The following is a 21,314-nucleotide window of genomic DNA, read 5'->3' on the forward strand; positions in this document are numbered from 1 at the left end:
CGCCCCTTGCCATGAATCAACGTGCAATTGCCCTGGCCCTGGCCACCCTGGTTTCCCTGACTGTGCAGGGCGCTGCCGCGCAGGGGCTGCGCCCGTCGGGGGCCGCCACGGGCAGTGGGTTGTCCCGCCCCGCGGCCACGCCGTCCATCACCCTGCCAAGCTCCGGGGCCGCCGGGGCCGCTGCCGCCAGCAACGCCACGCGCCAGGCCGACTACATCGTGGCCGTGGTCAATTCCGAGCCCATCACCAACAACGAAGTGCGCGCCCGCCTGGCGCGTGCCCTGGCCCAGCTGCAGCAGCAGGGCGGCCAGATGCCCCCGCGGGACCTACTGGCCCGCGAGGTGCTGGAGCGCCTGATCCTGGAACGCGTGCAGCTGCAGCAGGCGCGCGAATCCGGCGTCAAGGTGGACGACTTTGCGGTGGAGCAGGCGGCCCAGGCCGTAGCGCGGCAAAACAACATGGCGGTGTCCGAGCTGTACCGCCGCCTGGCCAGTGACGGCATGAGCCGCGAGCGCTTTCACGAGGAATTGCGCAACCAGCTACTGCAGCAGCGCCTGCGCGAGCGCGAGGTCGAAGCGCGCGTGAAGGTCACCGACCTGGACGTGGACCAGTATCTGCGCGAACAACAGCAGAACAACGACCCCGCCGCCATGGAGATCAACCTGGGCCACGTGCTGGTGCTGGTGCCCGAGAACGCCACGCCCGCCCAGGTGGCCGAGCGCCAGGCCCGTGCCCAGGCCGCTGCCGACAAGGTGCGCTCGGGTACAGACTTTGCCGCCGTGGCGCGCGAGTATTCCGATGCCCCCGAAGGCCAGCGTGCCGGCGGCCTGCTGGGCCTGCGCCCCGCCGACCGTTATCCCGAACTCTTCGTCAATTCCGTTCAGGGCCAGCCCGTGGGCGCCATCGTCGGGCCCGTGCGCTCGCCAGCAGGCTTCCACGTTCTCAAGGTGGTCGAGCGTTCCAGCGCGGGCGTGCCGACCACGGTGGTGCAAAGCCACGCACGCCACATCCTGCTGCGCACCGGACCGCAACTGAGTGAAACCGCCGCCGCTGCCCGCCTGGCCGACTACCGCCGCCGCGTGCTGGCCGGCACGGCCGACTTTGCCGCCCTGGCGCGCGAGCATTCTCAGGATGGCAGCTCCAAGAACGGCGGCGACCTGGGCTGGGCCAATCCCGGCCGCTACGTGCCCGAATTCGAGGAGGCGATGAACGCCCTGCGCCCGAACGAAATCAGCGAACCGCTGGTGTCGCGTTTTGGCGTGCACCTGATCCAGCTGCTGGAGCGCCGCGAGGCCAAACTCACCCAGCGCGAACAGCGCGACATGGCGCGCGACACCGTGCGCGAGAAGAAGCTCGACGAGGCCTACGCCACCTGGGCGCAGGAACTGCGCGGCCGGGCCTATGTGGAATACCGCGATCCGCCGCAATGAGGATGGAGTGCATCCCCCTGAGGCGCTGCGCGCCTCCGCACCGCAGCCAGAGGCGGCGGCTCTTGGGGCACGTCCAAGCCTGCGCACGCCAGCGAAGCGCAGCCTGCGCCGCCGAGCGGCCCTTGCGCGGCGGCCGCTGGTCTGGACAGCGCCCCCTATATAGATCGCCGGCCGTTGCACGGCATACCGACAAAACACGCGAGCCGTTCGCATGAAGCACATTCCCCGCAAGCGGTTCGGCCAGCACTTCCTGTCCGACCACGGGATCATCGACGGCATCGTGCAGGCCATTGCGCCGCAGCCGGGTCAGCCCATGGTGGAGATCGGCCCCGGCCTGGCGGCCTTGACGCAGCCCCTGGTCGAGCGCCTGGGGCGCCTCACTGTCATTGAGCTGGACCGCGACCTGGCGCTGCGCCTGCGCCTGCACGGCCAGCTCGACGTGATCGAATCTGACGTGCTGAAGGTGGACTTCACCGCGCTGGCCCAGGCTATGCGCGATCAGGCCGCGCAGCCCGGCCTGAAGCTGCGCGTGGTGGGCAACCTGCCCTACAACATCTCCACGCCCATCCTGTTCCACTTGCTGGACCATGTGCAGGTCATTGAAGACCAGCACTTCATGCTGCAAAAGGAAGTCATCGACCGCATGGTGGCCAGCCCCGCCACTGGCGACTATGGCCGCCTGTCAGTCATGCTGCAGTGGCGCTACGCGATGGAGAACGTGCTGTTCGTGCCGCCCGAAAGCTTCGACCCGCCCCCGCGCGTGGACAGCGCGGTGGTGCGCATGGTGCCGCATGCCGAGCCGGCACCGCTGTCCGTGCCGCTGCTGGAAGAGCTGGTGCAGGTCGCCTTCAGCCAGCGCCGCAAGCTGCTGCGCCACACCCTGGGCCGCTGGCTGGAAGCGCGCCAGTTCGCCGGCAATTTCGACACCCAGCGTCGCGCCGAAGAAGTGCCCGTGCACGAATACGTGGCACTGGCGCAGTTGTGCTCTTGAATTGATAGCTGTCAGCGCTTGTTGGATAAGCGCTGGAGCCTTCTTTTACTGTGGGTGATGCGCGGAGAATGTCGGGTTACGCTTCGCTAACCCGACCTACGATGCTGTGATGGGACGGCGTCGCATTTGCGCTGCGGCGCCTCATTTCGCCACGACCGTAACAACCGGCACGGCCCAGCCAGTGACACCGCGCAAGGGCCGCCCCGCCGCGCTGGTGTCGTCCCCCTTCCCGAATGGCGCAGCCATTCGAGAGAAGGGGGAAGGCGCAAAGCGCCTCAGGGGGATGTACCGAATTCAGGCAGCGCTCAGCCAATACCCCGAATTGAAGGGGCTGCTCATGCGCAGTGCCATCGGCGACACATCCACGAGCTTATCGGTCGGCATCTTCTCGCCGGACTCGGAGCTGATTTCGATGCCCTGGACATTGCTGTTCTGGGTGTCGGTAGCCTCGTTCGCCCGTTCTGCTTGGCTGGTGGATGCAGAACGGGCTACAGAAAAGAATAGAAGCACCGGAACGGGATCTTGCGGTCGCCCCAGTAGTCGGCGGCGTCGCGGAAGATGTCCAGCAGCTGCTCGCGCGCTTCCTTGTCGAACTTGCCCGTGGCGGGGATCTGCTCCAGCACCACGATGAAGCCGGGCTGCGGGCCCGATTTATGCAACGGGTCTGTCATACAGTCGTACAACGCGTCGAAGTTCTTGCCGAAATGCGACGGGAACGTGAATTGCGCGGCAATCAGGTCCAGCACATCCTGTTTGGATTGCGCGTGGGCCAGGTTGGCATACAAGAAATGGTGACCCATGGAGGTGGCTGCATCCTGCAGGTCCTGCACGCGGAACGCGCGAATGGACTGCACGATGTTGGTGCGCACGCCACGCAGTGGCGTTTCCAGGTCTTTCCGAAGTGGCGTCTGCATCTCCGCTACTCTTTCTCTATTAAGTCCACAAACTTCTGGCTGTCCACAGACTGCGCGGGGCGGCCTGCGGGTGGGGCATTCAACAAGGGGGCGCGCTAACGGCCGCCAGCGTATCGCCGGCCTGCGCACAGCGCAACGGATTCATTCCACGATCTTGCGGAAACTGGCGTAGTGATCGCTGGTGTAGTAGCAGGCGTCCGGCGTCCGGGGTTGCTTGCCGCCACACACGATGCGCCGGGCTCCCCGGTTGCGCGATCCTGGTGTTCTGACGGTGTATTCACGGTAGTAGCCCCGCTGCTGGGCGGGCAACAGCCGTTCGCGATTGCCAAAAACCGTTGCGTCCTTCTCATACGGAAAAGGTCCTCCCTCACGGATCAGCGCATACGTGGCGCGCCCTTGAGGCGGCAACTCGGCCAGTGCGATAGGAGTGAGGGAGCCGTCGGTGGACGGGGAATTCCGGGCGTGTCCCACAACCGGGGACACCACGAACGCAACACCCAAAACACACAACAACCCTGCTCTGCGCGCCCGGGTGGCAACAGCCTTCAGCATCAACGAACCTTTCAGAAACTACGGGTTAACCCGAAATTTCGAGCCGCTAGTGTCGCTCAACGGCCCCCAAAAAGCAAGCGTCTGCCCAAAGTTTGGGCAGACGCTGAAGGGTTGGGCAAGCACTTAAAGTTAGCGCTTGCTACCAAATGTGGGCTTATCTTGCCACGTTGGCGTCCGCCACCGTCAGGGCTGTCATATTGACAATGCGGCGGACCGTGGCGCTCGGTGTCAGGATATGCACCGGCTTGGCCGCACCCAGCAGCACGGGGCCTATGGCGATACCGCCGCCCGCTGCGGTCTTGAGCAGGTTGTAGGCAATGTTGGCCGCATCGATGTTCGGGAAGACCAGCAGGTTGGCATCGCCGGTGAGTTCGCTGCCAGGCATGAGGGCCGCGCGGGCCTTGCCGTCGAGCGCAACGTCGCCGTGCATTTCGCCGTCCACTTCCAGCCAGGGGGCTTGCTGGCGCAGCAACTCCAGCGTATGGCGCATCTTGACGGCACTCGGGTGGTTGCTGGTGCCGAAGTTGGAGTGCGACAGCAGCGCGGCCTTCGGCTTGAGGCCAAAGCGCATCATTTCCTCCGCGGCCAGTGCGGTGATCTCGGCCAGCTCCTGCGGCGTGGGGTCGTAGTTCACGTGCGTGTCCACCAGAAACACCTGGCGGCCGGGCAGCATCAGGCCGTTCATGCAGGCATATACCGGCACATCCTGTGCCGTGCTGTCTGCGCCACCTGCATGCTTGCCGATCACCTGGTCGATGTACAGCAAATGGTTGGCCGTGGTGCCCCAGGTGCCGCAGATCAGGCCGTCCACTTCGCCCTTGTGTAGCATCATCGCGCCTATGAGCGTGAGGCGGCGGCGCATCTCGATCTTCGCGACCTGCTGGGTGATGCCCTTGCGTTCGGTCATGCGGTGGTAGGTTTGCCAGAAATCGCGGTAGCGGTGGTCAAAGTCGGTGTTGACCACGTCGTAGTCCACCCCTTCCTTCAGGCGCAGGCCGAATTTTTCGATGCGCTGCGCAATGATGCTGGGGCGGCCGATCAGCGTGGGGCGGGCCACCTTCTCGTCCACCACGATCTGCGCGGCGCGCAGCACACGTTCCTCTTCGCCCTCGGCATAGGCCACGCGCTTGCGGGAGGCATTGCGCGCAGCGTCGAAGATGGGCTTCATCGTGGTGCCCGACGCGTACACAAAGGTCTGCAGTCGGTCGCGGTAGGCGTCCATGTCCGTGATGGGGCGCTGCGCCACGCCGCTGTCGGCGGCGGCCTGGGCCACGGCGGGCGCGATCTTCATCATCAGGCGCGGGTCGAACGGCTTGGGAATCAGGTATTCGGGGCCGAACGACAGCTTTTCGCCCACATAGGCGGCGGCCACCACTTCGCTCTGCTCGGCCTGGGCCAGCTCGGCAATCGCGTGGACGGCCGCGATTTCCATCTCATCGGTGATGGTGGTGGCGCCGCAGTCCAGCGCGCCACGGAAGATGTACGGGAAGCACAGGACGTTGTTGACCTGGTTGGGGTAGTCCGAGCGGCCCGTGGCCATGATGATGTCGCTGCGCACGCTGTGCGCCAGCTCGGGCGTGATCTCGGGGTTGGGGTTGGCCAGCGCAAAAATCACGGGGCGCTCGGCCATGGTGGCCACCATTTCGGGCTTGAGCACATTGCTGGCCGACAGGCCCAGGAACACGTCGGCACCAACGATCACCTCGGCCAGCTTGCGTGCGTCCGTCTTCTGCATGAACTGGCGCTTGTCGTCGTCCATGAGCTCTTCGCGGCCTTCGTAAACCACACCGGCCAGGTCGGTCACGAACACGTTCTTGCGCTGCACGCCCACCTTGAGCAGCAGGTTCAGGCAGGCCAGGGCTGCAGCGCCCGCGCCGCTGGTGACCAGCTTCACGTCTTCAATCTTCTTTCCCGCCACCTTGAGGGCATTGACCATGGCGGCCGCCACCGTGATCGCCGTGCCATGCTGGTCGTCGTGGAAGACCGGGATCTTCATGCGCTTGCGCAACTCGCGCTCCACGTAGAAGCAGTCGGGGGCCTTGATGTCTTCCAGGTTCACGGCGCCAAAGGTGGGCTCCAGCGCGGCAATCACCTCCACCAGCTTGGCGGGGTCCTTCTCGTCGATCTCGATGTCGAACACGTCCACGCCCGCGAACTTCTTGAACAGGACGGCCTTGCCTTCCATCACCGGCTTGGAAGCCAGTGCGCCGATGTCGCCCAGACCCAGTACGGCCGTGCCGTTGCTGATCACCGCCACCAGGTTGCCGCGCGAGGTATAGCGGAAGGCGTTAGCCGGGTCCTTGACGATCTCTTCGCAGGGGGCCGCCACACCGGGCGAGTACGCCAGCGCGAGATCATGCTGGTTGATCATCTGCTTGGTGGCGGCAATCGCCAGCTTGCCTGGCTTGGGAAACTCGTGGTACTCGAGAGCGGCACGGCGCAACTGGGCGCGCTTGTCGGAATCGTTGTTGTTGTTCTGGGCCGTGGTGTTCTCGGGCATTCTCAATGTCTCCAACTCAGGAAGGGTGCGAAAACCGTACCGCAGGGGCTCTGCGTGGGGCTGTCAGCTTTGTAAGGGTCAGCGATTGTAGGGGGAGGTGCGTAAAAACCCTAGTAAGCGAATCTGCTTACGCCAGGCGCAAACATTGTGCTCGCCACGGGTGCAATCGAGGCGGTCGGATCATGCAAAAAAGCTATGACGCCATCGTTGGGGATGGCGGTTTCAGGTTCGGTTCTTGCAGGCTTTGGGGCATGAACCAGCCTGCGTCCTTCCGTCCACTCCATCCCCCATTGCAGCCCCTGCCTCTCACCGCAGTCGCGTTTGAGCCCTTTGGTCTGGTGCTGCAACCGCCCGCCACCGGCAGCCGGGCCATCAACGCCGGCACCGCCGAACGCTTTGACCTGGTGGACGACCTGCAGTTGCATGCCCGGGGAGGCCACGCGCAGCTGGCGATGTATCGTGCGCGAGCGCGCGGCTTTCCGCTGGAGGTTCGGGAGCTGGAGCGCCACCGTTGGGGGAGCCAGACTTTTGTGCCCTGGGGACGCGGCCGCTTTGTGGTGGTGGTGGCGCCTGCAGGGCCGCCGCCACAGGCGAACGCATTGCGGGCGTTTGTGACCGACGGCCGGCAGGGCATCGTGCTGTCACCAGGAACATGGCACCACGCATTGCTGGCGGTGGATGCAGCGGACTTTCTGGTCATTGAACGGGCGGCGCCCGCAGTGGATTGCGACGTCCACGCGCTAGACACGCCGCGCACGCTGCTGCCCCCCTGAACGGGTGAGCTGCACTGCAGTGGTTTATTCCGCAGCCGCAATCCGGGCGGCCAGGGCCACCAGGGACCGGTCGCTGCCTGCTGGACCCAGAAGTGACAGCCCCAGCGGCGCACCATCGCGCTGGGCGAGCGGCATCGACAGCTGCGGAAACCCCGACAGCCCCGCCATGCACAGCATTTGAATCGCACGGTTGCGATAGTCCTCCAGGCTGCTCTCGGGCGCTGATCGTAGCGGCGCCACATCCGGCATGGTGGGCATGACCATCACACCGTCCGTGCCCAGGAGGCTGGACAGGTGGTCGCGGTAGCGGGTGCGGAACGCGCGCGCTTCGGATACCTGGACGTCCGTCACCGACCGCGACCAGTCAAACCGCTCCGCCACGCCTGGCCCCAGCGGTGGTGCGTAGCGCTCGATTAGCGGGCCATCGGTCATCCATGCCTCCCGCCCCTGCACATAGCGGAAGCTCCAATACATGGCCTCGGGAGATTCCAGCACTGCACGGGCCGGCTGCAAGGGGCCCAAGGCGCGCGTCACGCGGTGCGTGGCTGCCTGCAGGGCCTCGGCCACCGCAGGTTCCAGCAGCGCCCACACATCGGTGGGCCACAGCAGGCGCGGCGACGCGGGCAGGGGCGTGGCATCGGGGCCCAGTAGCACATCGGCCACGCGGGAGAAGGTGGCCGCGTCTCGGGCAAACCAGCCACAGGTGTCCAGACTGGGGGCCAGGTCCAGCGCGCCTTCCATGCTCACGCGGCCATGCGTGGGCCGCAACCCGTACAGGCCGCAGTGGTTGGCGGGTGCCCGCACCGATCCGCCCGTGTCCGTCCCCAGTGCAAAGTCGCAGAGGGCCCAGGACACTGCGGATGCCGAACCCGACGACGACCCGCCGGTGATACGGTCCTGCGCCGCCCCGTTGAGCGGCGCGCCAAAGTGCGCGTTGTTGCCATTCATCGAAAACGCCAACTCATCCGTCACCGTCTTGCCCACAAAGCGCGCGCCCGCATCCAGCAGCTTCTGTACCGTGGGCGCGGTGCGCGCCTTGGTGCCCGACAGCGCCAGCACCAGCGGGCTGCCGCCCCCCGTAGGGTAGCCCGCCACGTCAAACAGGTCTTTCACGGCAAAACTCAGCCCGCTCAGGGGCCCGGTGCTCGCGTGCGGCACCGGCGCCGGTGGGTAGGGAACAAATGCGTGCGCGGTGTCGTGTGGTGTCATTGGGCGGTGGTGTCTGAGAGAGCGGGCACCCATCGGGGTGCCAGGGCGGCGGCAGCGTCGGTGCGCAGGCACAGCGCCTGGTGGCCGGGCGCCAGCGAAACGGGTGCGGGCTGCTGTGTGCGGCAGGAGTCTGCGGCCAGCGAGCAGCGCGCAGCAAAGGCGCAGCCGGTGGGCAGTTGCGCAAGGTCAGGTGGCGCGCCGCCAATCGTCTCCAGCGGGGTTCCGCGCGCCAGCGTGCCGTGGGCACGGCTCTTGAGCAGGGCGATGGTGTAGGGGTGACGGGGGCGGTAGATGAGGTCCCGCGCCGAACCTTCTTCCACGATGCGGCCCGCATACATCACCGCAATGCGGTCGGCCACTTCCACAGCCGCGCCGATGTCATGTGTCACAAAAATCACCGACAGGCCCAGGTCCCGCTGCAGCTCGCGCAGCAGCAGCAGGATCTGGATCTGCACCGTGGCATCCAGCGCGGTGGTGGGCTCGTCTGCCAGGAGGAGCTGGGGGCTGCAGGCCAGGGCCAGCGCAATCATGGCGCGCTGGCGCATTCCGCCAGACATCTCGTGCGGATAGGCCTGCAGTCGCCGTTCGGGGCTGGGGATGCGCACACGCTCAAACAAGGCCAGCGCACGCTGCTGGGCCTCGGCGGGCGTCACTCTGTCGTGGCGGCGGATGGACTCCACGATCTGCGCGCCCACGGTGTACACCGGGTCCAGCGCCAGCAGCGGCTCCTGGAAGATCATCGACGCTACCTTGCCCCGGTAGTCTGCAAGCGCCCGGCCAGACAGTTGGAGCACATCCTGACCTGCCACCCGCACGCTGCCCGCCAACTGCGTGCGCCGCTCCGGGTGCAGCCGCAGCAGGGTGCGCAACATCACGCTCTTGCCAGAGCCCGACTCTCCGATCAAAGCCACCACCTCACCACGCTGCACCGTCAGGCTTACCCCGTTAACGGCTTGCACTGGCCTGCGCCCACCCGTGAAGGCGACGCTGAGATCCCGCAACTCCACCATTGGTGTTGCATCGCTGCCGGCGGTGGTCGCCGGGGGGGCGGCAGATGCCGGGAACGTTTCAGCACGGTTCATGTCAGCGGCCTTCATGCTGTGGCGGCCACCGGTGCCTGGCGAACTTGGGGATGCCCGCTGCCCGCCTCGTGCACCAGGCAGGCTGCGACGTGCTGCGGGCCCGTTACCGAGTGCACCGGCACCTTCTGGGCGCACACGGCGGCCGCCATGCTGCAGCGGGGGTGAAAACGGCAACCTGTGGGCGGGTCGATGGGGTTTGGGGGGTCTCCAGCCAGAGGCGCCTGTTGCGTGCGGCGGTCCGGGTCCATCGACGGCATGGACGAAAGTAGCGCGGCTGTGTATGGGTGACCGGGCGACTTGAACAACATGTCCGACGGGCCGATTTCCGCCACTTGGCCCAGGTACATCACCATCACCCGGTCGCTCATGTAGTGCACCACGTTCAGGTCGTGGCTGATGAACACATAGGTGAGGCCAAACTCGGCCTTGAGCTCGGTCAGTAGGTTCAGCACCTGCGCCTCCACCGACTTGTCCAATGCGGAGACGGCCTCGTCGAGGATCACCATGCGTGGCTGCAGCGCCAGGGCGCGCGCGATGTTCACGCGCTGGCGCTGCCCGCCGGACAGCTCGTGCGGATAGCGCTCGGCGAAGCGCGCGGGTGACAGGCCCACCCGGTCGAGCAGGCTGCGCGCACGGGCGACGGCTTCGCGTGCGGGTACCCCGTGCACCTGCGGGCCGAAGGCCACTGAATCCTCGATGGTGAGACGGGGGTTGAGCGATGCATAGCTGTCCTGGAACACCATCTGCACCTGACGCCGAAACTCCTTGAGAGGCAGGTCGCGGCTGCCCACGGTGCGGCCGTCAAAGACGATCTCGCCTGCGGTGGGCGCCATCAGCTGCATCAGCAGCCGCGCGGTAGTGGACTTGCCGCAGCCCGACTCGCCCACCACGCCCAGGGTCTCGCCCTTCAGGACTTCAAAGCTCACGCCGTCCACCGCGTGCACCATGCCACCCCCGCGGCCCAACGCGTCCTTTTTAAGCGGGAAATGCTTGACCAGCCCCGAGATGCTGAGCAGGGGCTGCGCGGGTCCGCCGACGTCGGTGATGGTGTGCATGGTGGGCATGTCCCTCGCCTCTCAGCCCTTGTTGTCCATGGCCGCGCGCAGGCCGTCGGACAGGATGTTGAAAGAGATCGATGTGATGAAAATCATCAGCCCCGGCAGCGCGGCCACCCAGGGCTGCACGTAGATGGCGGTGCGCAATGTATTGAGCATCAGGCCCCACTCCGGCTCTGGGGGCTTCACGCCCAACCCAAGGAAGGACAGGCCCGATGCGAGGATCATGGACACCGCGATCAGGCTGGTGGCATAGACAAAGATGGGCCCCAGCACATTGCCCAGCACATGCACCCGCACGATGGTGAACGCATTGGCGCCCGAGGCACGCGCGGCCTCGACATAGTCGCGGTTGCGCACCTGCGTGGTCACGCTCTCGGCCACTCGCACGATCTGGGGGATGAACACGATGGTCAACGAGATCAGCGAATTGACCATGCCTGCGCCCAGCACGCCCGACAGCGCGATGGCCAGAAGCACCGAAGGAAATGCGTAGAACACATCGACCGTGCGCATGATGGCGGTGTTGATGAAGCCGCCCGCATACCCCGCCACGATGCCGATGACCGAGCCGATCAGGAACGCGCACACCACCGGTGTGATGCCGATGAACAGCGACAGCCGCGCCCCCACGATGAGGCGGGAGAGCATGTCGCGCCCCAGCTCATCGCTGCCCAGGGGCAAGCCTTCGGTGCCGATGGGCTTGAGCCGCTTGAGCATGGACGCCGCATACGGGTCTGCTGGGGCGATCCACGGGCCGAACACCGCAAGTGCCACCAGCAGCAGCACCACCAGCGCGGCGCCCATGGCCACGGGGTCGCGGGCAAAGCGGCGCAGGGCCGCCTCCCAGTAGCCGCGCGAAGGAGTTGTAGATGGCCCGCCACCGTCGGCGATGGCGGGTGCGCTGTCTGCTGTGAGTGAAGCCATGGTGGGTTCCTGCTCAGGCGCGGGCGATGCGGGGGTCCAGCAGCGTTTGCAGCACGTCCACCACCAGGTTCAGCAGCACAAAGAACAGTGCCAGCACCAGGATGGTTCCCTGCAGCAGCGGCAGGTCGCGCTGGAAGATGGCCGAGTTCAGCAAAAAGCCCGTCCCGGGCCACGAGAACACGGTCTCGATGAGGATGGAGCCACCCAGCAGATAGCCCAGCTGCAAGCCCATCACCGCCAGGGCCGTGGGCGCTGCGTTTTTCACCATGTGCCGGAACACGCCCGCGTGCGTCAGCCCTTTGGCGCGCAGGCCCAGGATGAACTCCTGCTCCAGGATGTCGGCCACCAAGGCACGCACCGTGCGGGCGATGATGCCCATGGGGATGACCGACATGGTAAGCGCGGGCAGCACCAGGAACTGCAGGTGCTCCCAGTCCCACGCCCACTGGCCCGACCCGCCGGGGCCCGCTCCCGTGGCCGGCAGCAGGGCCAGCTGCGAGCTGAACACGATGACCATCACCATGCCCAGCCAGTAATGCGGCACGCTCACGCCCAGCACCGACAGCATGGATGCCAGTCGGTCCACCCACGAATTGCGGAAGTACCCCGCGACAAACCCGAACAGGCAACCCAGCACAAAGCCGATGGCTGTGGCCACCATGGCCAGCCGCAGCGTGTTGCCCACGGCCGTCATCACCTCGGTGGCCACGGCGCGGTTGCTGGCAATCGACACGCCCAGGTCGCCCTGCAGCGCACGCCACACCCACATCACGAACTGCTCGGGCAGCGAGCGGTTGAAGCCGTACAACTCGCGCAGCTGGGCCTGCAGCTCGGCCGAGGCGTCCGGCGGCAGGATGGACACCAGCGGGTCACCGGGTGCCAGATGCACCAGCAGAAAACACACCAGCGCCACGCCCAGCATGATGGGCAGGGCGTAGAGCACGCGGCGCAGCAGATAGGCCAGCATGGTGTTCCCGTAAGAAGAGGGGCCTGAAGGTGTGAATGAACCCGGCGGGCATGGCGGGTTCGTTCGCGCCTTCTTAGTCCATCGTCATCGTGGCGATGTCGATGAACCAGCTGCGCGGCTGCACCACATTCTTCACCTTGGCCGACATGGCACGGGGGCCCACATCGTGCGCAATCCACACAAAAGGCGCGTCCTCCACGATGTGCGCGTGCAGCTTGGCGAGCGCCGCGTCGCGCGCCTTGTCGTCAAAGCTGTTGCGTGCGTCGGCCACCAGCTTGTCCACCACGTCGTTGCCGTAGTAGCCCCAGTTGTTGGACACCGGAGGGAAGGTCTTGGTACTCACAAAACGCACCATGGCAAAGAACGGGTCCATGGCGGCAAAGCTGATGTTGACCGCGTTGGCGCCGTTGGCCGACGGGTCCTTGGCGCCCTTGCGCCAGTTGGTGAACAGCGTATTCCACTCGATCACGTCGAACTGCACGTCAAAGTAGCACTGCTTGAGCGACTGCTGCGCAAACTCGTTCATCGGCAGAGGCTGCATCTGACCCGACCCGGATGCCGAGATCTGCACCTTCACCTTCAAGGGCTTGGCCGCCGAATGCCCAGCCTGCGTCATCAGGTCCTGCGCGGCCTTCACGTCGTAGCGGATGTCGAACTTCGGGTTGCCCCACCAGGGGTGGCCGGGGGGCACGGTGCCCTTGGGCTCGGCCATCATGCCGCCCAGCAGCTGCTTCATGCCCCCGCGGTCCACGCACAGGTTGGCGGCCTGGCGCACGCGCTTGTCCAGCCAGGGTGAGCCCTCGGCAAACGACAGCTGCCAGGGCCACACATGGGGCTGCGCGTTGGAGTAAATCTTGAAACCGCGCTGCGTGATCTGCGGCATGGCGTCCGGCGCCGGGGCCTCGATCCAGTCCACCTGGCCGCCCAGCAGCGCGGCCGTGCGGGCATTGGCCTCGGGCATGGGCAGCATCACCACCTTGTCGATCTTGGGTGTGCGCTTGGCGTCCCAATAAGCCTTGTTGGCCGCCAGCTCCAGACGTTCCCGTGCCACAAACCGCGTGACCTTGAACGGGCCCGAGCCCGCAGGATCGGCCGCAAAGGCTGTCCATGCGGCCTTGGACTTGTCGGCCGGCGTGGCCCCTGCAGCTGCATCAAACTTCTTCTGCCAGTGCGCGGGCGAGGCCATGAACAGGTTGGTCAGGTTGATGGGCAGGAACGCATCGGGCTCGCTGGTGGTCAGCTCCACGGTGAGATCGTCGATCTTGCGGGCCGAGCGCAGCGTGGGCATGCGCGAGGCCGTCACGCCCACCTGGCTGGCGTCGAACTGCACGGCGTCCTTGTCCAGCACCTTGCCCACGTTCCATACCACCGCGTCGGCGTTCAGCGCCGAGCCGTCGTGGAACTTCACGCCCGGGCGCAGCTTGAACACCCATTTGGTTTTGTCCTTGGCATCCACCGCCCAGGACGTGGCGAGCGCCGGAATCAGCACACTCGCCGCGTCGGACTTGGACAGGTCCCATTGCGTGAGGGAGTCGTAGATCGGAATGCCGGTGAAGCGGTTGCCTTCAAATCCCTGGTCGGGCTGCCCCAGCGTGCGCGGGATGTCGGCCGCCGTCATGGCAATGCGCAGCGTTTTCTCCTGCGCCCACGCGCTGGCAGCACCGCCCATCAACGACACGGCGGCCATTAGTGCGCAGACCAGCGGCGCGGGGCGCAGGCGGCGCGAGGCCAGGGAATGCGATGGCGGCAGGGCGTGGCTCATGGGGTCACCTTCGAGGGGGTTGGGTTGCGGATACAGCCCTCATAGCAAGTGACATGCCATGCATTTCAGTGTTTGCTAAACCCCTTCTGCACCACGAACGGCGCGCCCGCGCGCCTTGCGCGGTTCGGTCTGCGGGCGGCTCCCCATCGTGGTGCGTGGGCTGTGCCCATGAAAAACGGCCCCGCAGGGCCGTGATGGTGGGTGGTAGGCAGGGGCCGATGGTGAGGCCCCCGCGCTGCGCGTCAGCGGCTGCTCGGAAAGCTGAACACCGCGCCTTCGCGCACACCGGCCGACGGCCAGCGCTGCGTGATGGTCTTGCGCTTGGTGTAGAAGCGCACGGAATCCGGGCCGTAGGCGTGCAGGTCCCCGAACAGGCTGCGCTTCCAGCCGCCGAACGAGTGGTAGGCCACCGGGACGGGTAGGGGCACGTTCACGCCCACCATGCCGACCTGGATGTGGTCGGTGAAGTAACGGGCGGCCTCGCCATCGCGGGTGAATATGCAGGTGCCGTTGCCGTATTCGTGATCGTTGATGAGCTGCATGGCTTCTTGCAGCGTCTTCACGCGCACCACGCCGAGCACGGGGCCGAAGATTTCTTCCTGGTAGATCTTCATGCCGGGCTTCACGTTGTCGAACAGGCAGGCGCCCAGGAAGTAGCCTTCCTCGTGGCCCGCCACCTTCACGCTGCGGCCATCGACCACCAGCGTGGCGCCTTCGGCCACGCCGCTGTCCACATAAGCCTTCACTTTCTCGAAGTGCGGCTTGGTGACCAGCGGGCCCATGTCGTTGCTGTTGTCGGTGCCGGGGCCCACCTTCATCTTGGCGATTTCGGTCTTCAGGCCCGCGATCACGGCGTCGCCCACTTCGTCGCCCACGGCCACCAGCAGCGGGATGGCCATGCAGCGCTCGCCGCACGATCCGTACGCCGCGCCCATCAAGGCACTCACGGCGTTGTCCACGTCCGCGTCGGGCATGAGCACGGCGTGGTTCTTGGCGCCGCCCAGGGCCTGCACGCGCTTGCCGTGCTTGCAGCCTTCGCTGTAGATGTATTCGGCAATGGGCGTGGAGCCCACAAAGCTCACGGCCTTGACGCGGGGGTCTTGCAGCAGCGTGTCCACGGCCAGCTTGTCGCCGTTGACCACGTTCAGCACGCCGGGGGGCAGGCCGGCTTCCAGCGCTAGCTGGGCGATGAACAGCGTGGAGGAGGGATCGCGCTCCGAAGGCTTGAGCACAAAGGTATTGCCACACGCCACGGCCATGGGCCACATCCAAAGCGGCACCATGGCGGGGAAGTTGAAGGGGGTGATGCCGGCGGTCACGCCCAGCGCCTGGAACTCGCTCCAGCTGTCGATGCTGGGGCCCACGTTGCGGCTGTGCTCGCCCTTGAGCAGCTCGGGCGCGTAGCTCGCGTATTCCACGTTCTCGATGCCGCGCTGCAGCTCGCCATGTGCATCGGCCAGCACCTTGCCGTGTTCGGCGGTGATCATCGCGGCAATCTTGTCGGCGTTTTCTTCGAGCAGGACCTTCAGCTTGCTCATCACGCGCGCGCGCTTGAGCGGCGGCGTGTTGCGCCAGGCGGGGAAGGCGGCCTCGGCGGAGGCGATGGCGGCTTCCACGGTGGCCTTGCTGGCCAAGGCCACGCTGGTGGTCGATTGGCCGGTGGCGGGGTTGAACACCGGCTGCGTGCGCTCGGTGTCTGCAACGAGCTTGCCGTCGATCAGGTGGCCGACGGTGGTGGTGACGTTCTTGTCGTGGTTCATGGTGATTTCAAGTAAAAAATGCCGTTTGCGCACGTCCAGTATGCGCAAGCAGCTATAAAAAGATGAGTGACTATGCAGCCTGTGCCGCCGCCTGGGGTTCCAGCGTGGGCACCACATGGGACAGCGCGCGGTCGATGAACTCCTGCTTTTCGCCCACGGGCGCAAAGTAGTGCAGCACCTCGCGCGCGGCGTCCAGCCCCTTCAGACGTGCAACCAGCCACGCCACCAGATACTGCGAAGCCAGGCACCCGCCCGCCGTGGCCACGTTGCCACGGGCGGTGAAGGCGCGCGGCACCACGTCCACGCCCGACTCCACCACCCAGGGCTTGCTGGTCAGGTCTGTGCAGGCGGGCGTGCCCCTGAGCAGGCCCAGGCGGCTGAGCAAAAAGGTGCCCGAGCACTGCGCGGCCAGCAGCTGGCGTGCAGGGTTCAGCGCCCTGAGCTGTTCCATCAGCGCGGGGGTGTTGGCCACCTCGCGCGTCTTCATCCCGCTGCCCACCAGCACCGCGTCGGCATCCGCCAACCGGCTCAGGTCTTCATGCGCGTCGATGGTGAGGCCGTTCATGGACGTGACGCGCGGCGTGGGGCTCGCAATGCGCACCTGCCAGTCTTTGTCGCCCAGCAGCGCGATGCGGCTGAGCATGCCGAACGCCACGAGCGAATCCAGGTCGTTAAAGGCGTCGAAGGTGAGGATGGAAATGCGCATGGGCCGGTCGGGCTCGTGCCTTAAGCCGTTTCTTGCAGGGCGTCGCCCAGGGCGCTGATCAGGCGGTCGATTTCGGCCTGGGTGCTGATGAACGGCGGTGCCAGCTGGATGGTGTCGCCACCGTAGCGCACGTAAAAGCCCTTCTTCCAGCAGTTCATCGCTATTTCATAAGGGCGGCGGGCAGGCTCGCCGGGCACCGCTGCGATGGTGAAGCCAGCTGCCAAGCCAAAGTTGCGGATGTCAGCCACATGCTTGGCGCCCTTGAGGCTGTGCACGGCCTGCTCAAAGTACGGGGCCAGCGCCTTCACGCGGCCGATCATGTCTTCCTTTTGCAGGATGTCGAGCGCCGCAATGCCCGCTGCGCAAGCCACGGGGTGGGCCGAATAGGTGTAGCCGTGCGGAAACTCCAGCATGTACTCAGGGCCGCCCGCCGCCATGAAGGTGTCGTAGATCTCCTTGGTGGCCACCACGCCGCCCAGCGGCTGCGCGCCGTTGGTGACCTGCTTGGCAAAGTTCAGGATGTCGGGCGTCACGCCAAAGGCTTCGGCACCCGTCCAGGCGCCGCTGCGGCCAAAGCCGCTGATCACTTCGTCAAAAATCAGCAAGATGTTGTTTTGTGTGCAGATCTCGCGCAGGCGCTGCAGGTAGCCCACGGGCGGGATCACCACACCGGCCGAGCCCGAGAAGGGTTCGACGATCACGGCAGCGATATTGCTCGCGTCGTGCAGCGCAATCACTTCCAGCAGGCGGTCGGCCAGCTCCTTGCCCGTGGGCGGCATGCCCTTGTGGAACGAGCCTGCGGGCGGCTGCGTGTGGGGCAGGTGGTCGGCCTCCACGCCCTGGCCAAACAGCTTGCGGTTGGCCACGATACCGCCCACCGAGATGCCGCCAAAGTTCACGCCGTGGTAGCCCTTTTCGCGGCCGATCAGGCGCGTCTTGGTGCCCTGGCCCTTGGCGCGCCAGTAGGCGCGGGCCATCTTTAGCGACGTATCAGCAGACTCGGAGCCCGAGCCGGTGAAGAACACGTAGTCCAGGCCTGCAGGCGTCAGCTCCTTCACGCGGTTGGCCAGTTCAAACGACAGCGGGTGGCCAAACTGGAAGGCGGGGGCGTAGTCCAGCTTCATCGCCTGTTTGCCGATGGCCTCGGCGATCTCGCGGCGGCCATGGCCCAGGCCAGCACACCACAGGCCCGAAAGGCCGTCAAAAATCTTGCGGCCTTCGGAGTCGGTGTAGTAGGCGCCGCTGCCCTCCACGATCATGCGCGGGTTGGCCTTGAACTGGCGGTTGCCGGTGTAGGGCATCCAGTGCGCGTCCAGCCACTCGGCATCCATGCGGGGGCCTTCGGCACCGGCGGCGGGTTTTTCGATATTGACGAAGCTCATGGGGTTCTCCAGTGCAAAGGCGGCGATAAAAGGCGAGCAGCCCCGAGGGAGGGGGCACAACGTGGGCCATTGTTGCGCTGCCTGTTAATCTCTCCAATACTCCAATATCAATGTTTACTTGACGGTTTATGCAAGTAAAAACACCTATGCCCCACCCTTCCCCCAAACACCGCGCCGTACTGGGCCAGCTCAGCGACATGGACCTGCGCCTTCTGCAGGTGTTCAAGGCCGTGGTCGAGTGCGGTGGCATGTCGGCCGCCGAGCTGGAGCTGAACATCGGCACCAGCACCGTGAGCCGCCACATGAAGGACCTGGAAACCCGTCTGGGCCTCACGCTGTGCCGCCGGGGCCGGGCCGGGTTTGCGCTCACGGCCGAGGGCCAGCGCGTGTACGACGAAACCCTGCGCCTGCTGTCCGCCGTGGACGGCTTCCGCAGCAGCATCGACGACATCCACCGGCGCATGGGCGGGCGGCTGGAGGTAGCGGTGTTCGACAAGACCGCCAGCAACCCCGCTGCGCACATCGGCGATGCGATTGCGCTGTTTGCCAGCCAGGCGCCGGAGGTAAGCCTGCAGATGCACGTCGCGTCCATCCCGGCCATCGAGCGCGGGCTGATCGACGGCAGCTTCCACGTGGGCATCATCCCGGCGCACCGCACGTCGCAAAGCTTGGTCTACGCCGACCTGTTCGCCGAAACCATGTTGCTGTACTGCGGCGCGCGCCACCCGCTGTTTGGCGGAGACCACGCCGCGCTCACTTGGGAATCACTGCGCGCCTACCAGTTTGCGGGCCTGGGCTACCACTCCCCCAACATGGAGCTGAGCCACAGCACCCGCCTGCCGCGCAAGGCCACGGGGTTTGACCAGGAGTCGATCGCCACGCTGATCCTCTCGGGCCGTTACCTGGGTTTTTTGCCCGACCACTACGCCGAGGGCTTCGAACGCCAGGGGCTCATGCAGGCGGTGCTGCCTGCACAGTTCCACTACCGCTGCCAGTTTGTGAGCGTGCTGCGCAAGTCGCCGCAGCCGCCGCGTGCGGCGCAGGCGTTTGCGCAATGCCTGCTGCTGGCGCATGCACATGCAGTGGACTGAACCACGGAAGGCAAGGGCTTGCCTTGCGCTAATGCGCACCGGAGTTCAAAATCAACCCTAACTTGCAACTATCTGTAAACCCGTTATGGCATCACTCAGTTCCATCGCGTCGTCCGGCCTGCAGGCCGCCCAGCTGCGCCTGGACGCCTCGGCCCATAACGTGGCCAACATGAATACGCCAGGTTTCCGTCGGCATGCCGTGTCTCAAGAAGCGGTGGCCGAAGGCGCCGGGGTCCGGGCCACCGTGCAGCGCCAGCCTCAGGAGGGTGTGGCGCTGGAGCAGGAGGCCGTGGAACAGATGTCGGCCACCTATGCGTTCAAGGCCAATCTGCAGACGCTCAAGACGCAGGACGCGATGATGGGCGCGCTGCTCGATATCAAGGTCTGAGTCAAGCGACTTCCGGTTGCTGCAATGCCCCGCTCCCGGGGCTTTTTTTTATTTGCGGCCGGTAGGCAGTTTTAAGCGGTCGGCGCCAGGCTCGCCAGGCGCTTGACCAGCCAGCGTTGAAAGGCCATGCCTGCCGCCGTGCGGCTGTGCAAGGGAATGGTGTACATCGCGATGCTGCTCCTTCCTGTCTATTGACGTGATGGGTGTTGGGGCGTCACGTGCCTTGCAAGGCTGCTTCATTGGCGGCACGCCGCCCAGCACGGTCCCAGGCCTTTTCATGAAAGAAGAAGGCCACCGCCTGCACCGTGGGCTCCAGCAGGCTCAGCGTGAGCGATGCCCACAGGTTGCCGGTGACGGCATAGGCCACCATGGCCGCTACGCAGATATGGATCACGTAGTAGCTGGCCGTCTTCATCAGCATGGTCTTGTTCTGGCGTGCGGCGCGGCGAATGTGCGACATGGCGGGCTCCTTGTTCTTTAGAACGCTGCGGCAGATAAATGCAGCGATGGAGAAATGGTAGTGATTCTCAATAGCAAAAGCCAATTGATCCTTCCTAAACCGCAGATAGGCTCTATCGCCGCTGTCGCGCGCAGACCTTGCGGTGCATACCGCAAAAACATGGCTGCGCGGGCCGTTGCAGCGTGAAATGCGTCACGCAACAGGCCGCAAAATTGCTGCGGATCGCGCGAAACCCGTTGCTATGATGGCCCCCTCTTTCAACCCCCCTCTTCTTCGTATTGGGAGCACACATGGCCCTGATGGACTTCATCAAGAAACAGTTCATTGACATCATTCAGTGGACCGAAGAGGGGGACGGCACGCTGGCATGGCGCTTCCCCATGGCGGGTATGGAAATCCAGAACGGCGGCACGCTGGTGGTGCGCGAGTCGCAGATGGCGGTGTTCGTCAACGAAGGCCAAGTGGCCGACGTGTTCGGCCCTGGCACCTACAAGCTCACCACGCAGACGCTGCCGGTGCTGACGTATCTGAAGAACTGGGACAAGCTGTTCCAGTCGCCCTTCAAGAGCGACGTGTACTTCTTCAGCACGCGCCAGCAGATCGACCAGAAGTGGGGTACGCCCCAGCCCATCACCATCCGCGACAAGGACTTCGGCGCGGTGCGCCTGCGCGCCTTCGGCAACTACGCCTACCGCATCGCCGACCCCAAGCTCTTTCACACCGAAATCTCGGGCACGCGCGAGTCGTACCCGGTGGCAGACCTGGAAGGCCAGTTGCGTGGCGTGGTGCTGCAGAACATCAGCAACGCCATTGCCGGCAGCGGTGTGCCTTTCCTCGATCTGGCGGCCAACCAGGTGATGTTTGCCGACGCGCTGGCCAAGGAGCTGGCGCCCGCCTTCGCCAAGATCGGCCTGCAGCTTGAAGCCATGACGGTGCAGAACGTCTCGCTGCCCGAAGAGCTGCAAAAGATCCTCGACCAAAAGATTGGCATGGGCATGGTTGGCAACGACATGGCCAAGTTCATGCAGTACCAGACGGCCCAGGCGATCCCGAAGTTTGCCGAAGGCGGCGCGGGCGGCGGCGGCAGCGGCATTGCGGGCGACGCCATGGGCTTGGGTGCCGGCGTTGCACTGGGCCAGGTGCTGGCGCAAAACCTGCAGCAGGGCTTGCAAACCCCCGTGGCCCCCGCCGCAGCCGCCGCCGCGCAGGCCGCCGCAGCGCCAGCACCTGTGGGCGTCAAGCCCGAAGAAGTCATGGCTACGCTGGAGAAGCTGGGCGACCTCAAGTCCAAGGGCATCCTGACGCAGGAAGAGTTCGATGCCAAGAAGACCGAGCTGCTGAAGAAATTGGTCTGAAGTCGGTTGC

20 protein-coding genes are annotated in these 21,314 nt (G+C 65.5%); 6 read left to right on the forward strand and 14 right to left on the reverse strand.

The window, feature by feature from the left end:
- Nucleotides 1–11: 11 nt before the first annotated feature.
- Together ACK4HJ_RS02730 and rsmA are read left to right on the forward strand one after the other, a co-directional pair.
- Nucleotides 12–1,430 carry a peptidylprolyl isomerase gene (locus ACK4HJ_RS02730; protein WP_409827505.1) on the forward strand — a complete coding sequence of 473 codons (1,419 nt, stop codon included), beginning with the start codon at nucleotides 12–14 and terminating at the stop codon, nucleotides 1,428–1,430.
- A 211-nt stretch (nucleotides 1,431–1,641) separates the two neighbouring features.
- Nucleotides 1,642–2,421: a 16S rRNA (adenine(1518)-N(6)/adenine(1519)-N(6))-dimethyltransferase RsmA gene (gene rsmA / locus ACK4HJ_RS02735; RefSeq protein ID WP_409827507.1), complete on the forward strand. Its 780-nt coding sequence runs from the start codon at nucleotides 1,642–1,644 to the stop codon at nucleotides 2,419–2,421.
- Between the two features lie 294 nt (nucleotides 2,422–2,715).
- On the opposite strand, the gene ACK4HJ_RS02740 is transcribed toward rsmA, so the two are convergent.
- From ACK4HJ_RS02740 to ACK4HJ_RS02755, 4 genes are all read right to left on the reverse strand, one after another.
- Nucleotides 2,716–2,931: a hypothetical protein gene (locus ACK4HJ_RS02740; RefSeq protein ID WP_409827509.1), complete on the reverse strand. Its 216-nt coding sequence runs from the start codon at nucleotides 2,929–2,931 to the stop codon at nucleotides 2,716–2,718.
- Nucleotides 2,910–3,335: a barstar family protein gene (locus tag ACK4HJ_RS02745; RefSeq protein WP_015016366.1), complete on the reverse strand. Its 426-nt coding sequence runs from the start codon at nucleotides 3,333–3,335 to the stop codon at nucleotides 2,910–2,912. Before ACK4HJ_RS02745 ends, ACK4HJ_RS02740 begins: the two co-directional genes overlap by 22 nt.
- A gap of 141 nt (nucleotides 3,336–3,476) precedes the next feature.
- The gene (locus ACK4HJ_RS02750; protein WP_409827511.1) at nucleotides 3,477–3,887 is read right to left on the reverse strand and encodes a ribonuclease domain-containing protein; all 411 of its coding nucleotides are present in this window, start codon (nucleotides 3,885–3,887) and stop codon (nucleotides 3,477–3,479) included.
- Nucleotides 3,888–4,041: 154 nt separating this feature from the next.
- On the reverse strand, nucleotides 4,042–6,387 hold the full coding sequence (locus ACK4HJ_RS02755) for an NADP-dependent malic enzyme (RefSeq protein ID WP_409827513.1): 2,346 nt from the start codon (nucleotides 6,385–6,387) through the stop codon (nucleotides 4,042–4,044).
- Between the two features lie 290 nt (nucleotides 6,388–6,677).
- On the opposite strand from ACK4HJ_RS02755, the gene ACK4HJ_RS02760 reads away from it, so the two are divergent.
- Nucleotides 6,678–7,160, forward strand: a complete 483-nt coding sequence (locus ACK4HJ_RS02760; protein WP_409827515.1) for an ureidoglycolate lyase — start codon at nucleotides 6,678–6,680, stop codon at nucleotides 7,158–7,160.
- A gap of 24 nt (nucleotides 7,161–7,184) precedes the next feature.
- On the opposite strand, the gene ACK4HJ_RS02765 is transcribed toward ACK4HJ_RS02760, so the two are convergent.
- From ACK4HJ_RS02765 to ACK4HJ_RS02805, 9 genes are all read right to left on the reverse strand, one after another.
- A complete protein-coding gene (locus ACK4HJ_RS02765; RefSeq protein WP_409827516.1) occupies nucleotides 7,185–8,369 on the reverse strand; it encodes an amidase in 1,185 nt (394 codons plus the stop codon).
- Nucleotides 8,366–9,379, reverse strand: a complete 1,014-nt coding sequence (locus ACK4HJ_RS02770) for an ABC transporter ATP-binding protein (RefSeq protein ID WP_409828078.1) — start codon at nucleotides 9,377–9,379, stop codon at nucleotides 8,366–8,368. Before ACK4HJ_RS02770 ends, ACK4HJ_RS02765 begins: the two co-directional genes overlap by 4 nt.
- 83 nt (nucleotides 9,380–9,462) lie before the next feature.
- On the reverse strand, nucleotides 9,463–10,506 hold the full coding sequence (locus tag ACK4HJ_RS02775) for an ABC transporter ATP-binding protein (RefSeq protein ID WP_409827518.1): 1,044 nt from the start codon (nucleotides 10,504–10,506) through the stop codon (nucleotides 9,463–9,465).
- A 21-nt stretch (nucleotides 10,507–10,527) separates the two neighbouring features.
- Nucleotides 10,528–11,433: an ABC transporter permease gene (locus ACK4HJ_RS02780; RefSeq protein ID WP_409827520.1), complete on the reverse strand. Its 906-nt coding sequence runs from the start codon at nucleotides 11,431–11,433 to the stop codon at nucleotides 10,528–10,530.
- A 13-nt stretch (nucleotides 11,434–11,446) separates the two neighbouring features.
- The gene (locus ACK4HJ_RS02785; protein WP_409827521.1) at nucleotides 11,447–12,400 is read right to left on the reverse strand and encodes an ABC transporter permease; all 954 of its coding nucleotides are present in this window, start codon (nucleotides 12,398–12,400) and stop codon (nucleotides 11,447–11,449) included.
- A gap of 73 nt (nucleotides 12,401–12,473) precedes the next feature.
- The gene (locus ACK4HJ_RS02790; RefSeq protein WP_409828080.1) at nucleotides 12,474–14,069 is read right to left on the reverse strand and encodes an ABC transporter substrate-binding protein; all 1,596 of its coding nucleotides are present in this window, start codon (nucleotides 14,067–14,069) and stop codon (nucleotides 12,474–12,476) included.
- A gap of 335 nt (nucleotides 14,070–14,404) precedes the next feature.
- A complete protein-coding gene (locus ACK4HJ_RS02795) occupies nucleotides 14,405–15,922 on the reverse strand; it encodes a CoA-acylating methylmalonate-semialdehyde dehydrogenase (RefSeq protein WP_409827523.1) in 1,518 nt (505 codons plus the stop codon).
- Between the two features lie 70 nt (nucleotides 15,923–15,992).
- On the reverse strand, nucleotides 15,993–16,628 hold the full coding sequence (locus ACK4HJ_RS02800; protein WP_409827525.1) for a DJ-1/PfpI family protein: 636 nt from the start codon (nucleotides 16,626–16,628) through the stop codon (nucleotides 15,993–15,995).
- A 20-nt stretch (nucleotides 16,629–16,648) separates the two neighbouring features.
- Nucleotides 16,649–18,010, reverse strand: coding sequence for an aspartate aminotransferase family protein (locus ACK4HJ_RS02805; RefSeq protein ID WP_409827526.1), 1,362 nt, complete (start codon nucleotides 18,008–18,010; stop codon nucleotides 16,649–16,651).
- Nucleotides 18,011–18,138: 128 nt separating this feature from the next.
- Here ACK4HJ_RS02805 and ACK4HJ_RS02810 point away from each other — a divergent pair, with 128 nt between their 5' ends.
- Nucleotides 18,139–19,101, forward strand: coding sequence for a LysR family transcriptional regulator (locus ACK4HJ_RS02810; protein WP_409827527.1), 963 nt, complete (start codon nucleotides 18,139–18,141; stop codon nucleotides 19,099–19,101).
- An 85-nt stretch (nucleotides 19,102–19,186) separates the two neighbouring features.
- Entirely contained in the window at nucleotides 19,187–19,489 is a 303-nt protein-coding gene (locus ACK4HJ_RS02815; protein ID WP_409827529.1) for a flagellar basal body protein, read from the forward strand.
- A 214-nt stretch (nucleotides 19,490–19,703) separates the two neighbouring features.
- On the opposite strand, the gene ACK4HJ_RS02820 is transcribed toward ACK4HJ_RS02815, so the two are convergent.
- The gene (locus ACK4HJ_RS02820; protein ID WP_409827531.1) at nucleotides 19,704–19,949 is read right to left on the reverse strand and encodes a DUF2061 domain-containing protein; all 246 of its coding nucleotides are present in this window, start codon (nucleotides 19,947–19,949) and stop codon (nucleotides 19,704–19,706) included.
- Between the two features lie 290 nt (nucleotides 19,950–20,239).
- On the opposite strand from ACK4HJ_RS02820, the gene ACK4HJ_RS02825 reads away from it, so the two are divergent.
- Nucleotides 20,240–21,304, forward strand: coding sequence for an SPFH domain-containing protein (locus ACK4HJ_RS02825; RefSeq protein WP_409827533.1), 1,065 nt, complete (start codon nucleotides 20,240–20,242; stop codon nucleotides 21,302–21,304).
- Nucleotides 21,305–21,314 lie beyond the last annotated feature (10 nt).

The organism is Acidovorax sp., from assembly GCF_046294525.1.
In the GTDB taxonomy this organism is placed as follows: Bacteria; Pseudomonadota; Gammaproteobacteria; order Burkholderiales; family Burkholderiaceae_C; genus Acidovorax.

Coding starts and splice junctions, on each gene's coding strand:
- ACK4HJ_RS02730 (WP_409827505.1), top strand. CDS start 12: ATGAATCAACGTGCAATTGCCCTGGCCCTGGCCACCCTGGTTTCCCTG.
- rsmA (WP_409827507.1), top strand. CDS start 1,642: ATGAAGCACATTCCCCGCAAGCGGTTCGGCCAGCACTTCCTGTCCGAC.
- ACK4HJ_RS02745 (WP_015016366.1), bottom strand. CDS start 3,335: ATGCAGACGCCACTTCGGAAAGACCTGGAAACGCCACTGCGTGGCGTG.
- ACK4HJ_RS02750 (WP_409827511.1), bottom strand. CDS start 3,887: ATGCTGAAGGCTGTTGCCACCCGGGCGCGCAGAGCAGGGTTGTTGTGT.
- ACK4HJ_RS02755 (WP_409827513.1), bottom strand. CDS start 6,387: ATGCCCGAGAACACCACGGCCCAGAACAACAACAACGATTCCGACAAG.
- ACK4HJ_RS02765 (WP_409827516.1), bottom strand. CDS start 8,369: ATGACACCACACGACACCGCGCACGCATTTGTTCCCTACCCACCGGCG.
- ACK4HJ_RS02770 (WP_409828078.1), bottom strand. CDS start 9,379: ATGGTGGAGTTGCGGGATCTCAGCGTCGCCTTCACGGGTGGGCGCAGG.
- ACK4HJ_RS02775 (WP_409827518.1), bottom strand. CDS start 10,506: ATGCACACCATCACCGACGTCGGCGGACCCGCGCAGCCCCTGCTCAGC.
- ACK4HJ_RS02780 (WP_409827520.1), bottom strand. CDS start 11,433: ATGGCTTCACTCACAGCAGACAGCGCACCCGCCATCGCCGACGGTGGC.
- ACK4HJ_RS02785 (WP_409827521.1), bottom strand. CDS start 12,400: ATGCTGGCCTATCTGCTGCGCCGCGTGCTCTACGCCCTGCCCATCATG.
- ACK4HJ_RS02790 (WP_409828080.1), bottom strand. CDS start 14,069: ATGGGCGGTGCTGCCAGCGCGTGGGCGCAGGAGAAAACGCTGCGCATT.
- ACK4HJ_RS02795 (WP_409827523.1), bottom strand. CDS start 15,922: ATGAACCACGACAAGAACGTCACCACCACCGTCGGCCACCTGATCGAC.
- ACK4HJ_RS02800 (WP_409827525.1), bottom strand. CDS start 16,628: ATGCGCATTTCCATCCTCACCTTCGACGCCTTTAACGACCTGGATTCG.
- ACK4HJ_RS02805 (WP_409827526.1), bottom strand. CDS start 18,010: ATGAGCTTCGTCAATATCGAAAAACCCGCCGCCGGTGCCGAAGGCCCC.
- ACK4HJ_RS02810 (WP_409827527.1), top strand. CDS start 18,139: ATGCAAGTAAAAACACCTATGCCCCACCCTTCCCCCAAACACCGCGCC.
- ACK4HJ_RS02815 (WP_409827529.1), top strand. CDS start 19,187: ATGGCATCACTCAGTTCCATCGCGTCGTCCGGCCTGCAGGCCGCCCAG.
- ACK4HJ_RS02820 (WP_409827531.1), bottom strand. CDS start 19,949: ATGTCGCACATTCGCCGCGCCGCACGCCAGAACAAGACCATGCTGATG.
- ACK4HJ_RS02825 (WP_409827533.1), top strand. CDS start 20,240: ATGGCCCTGATGGACTTCATCAAGAAACAGTTCATTGACATCATTCAG.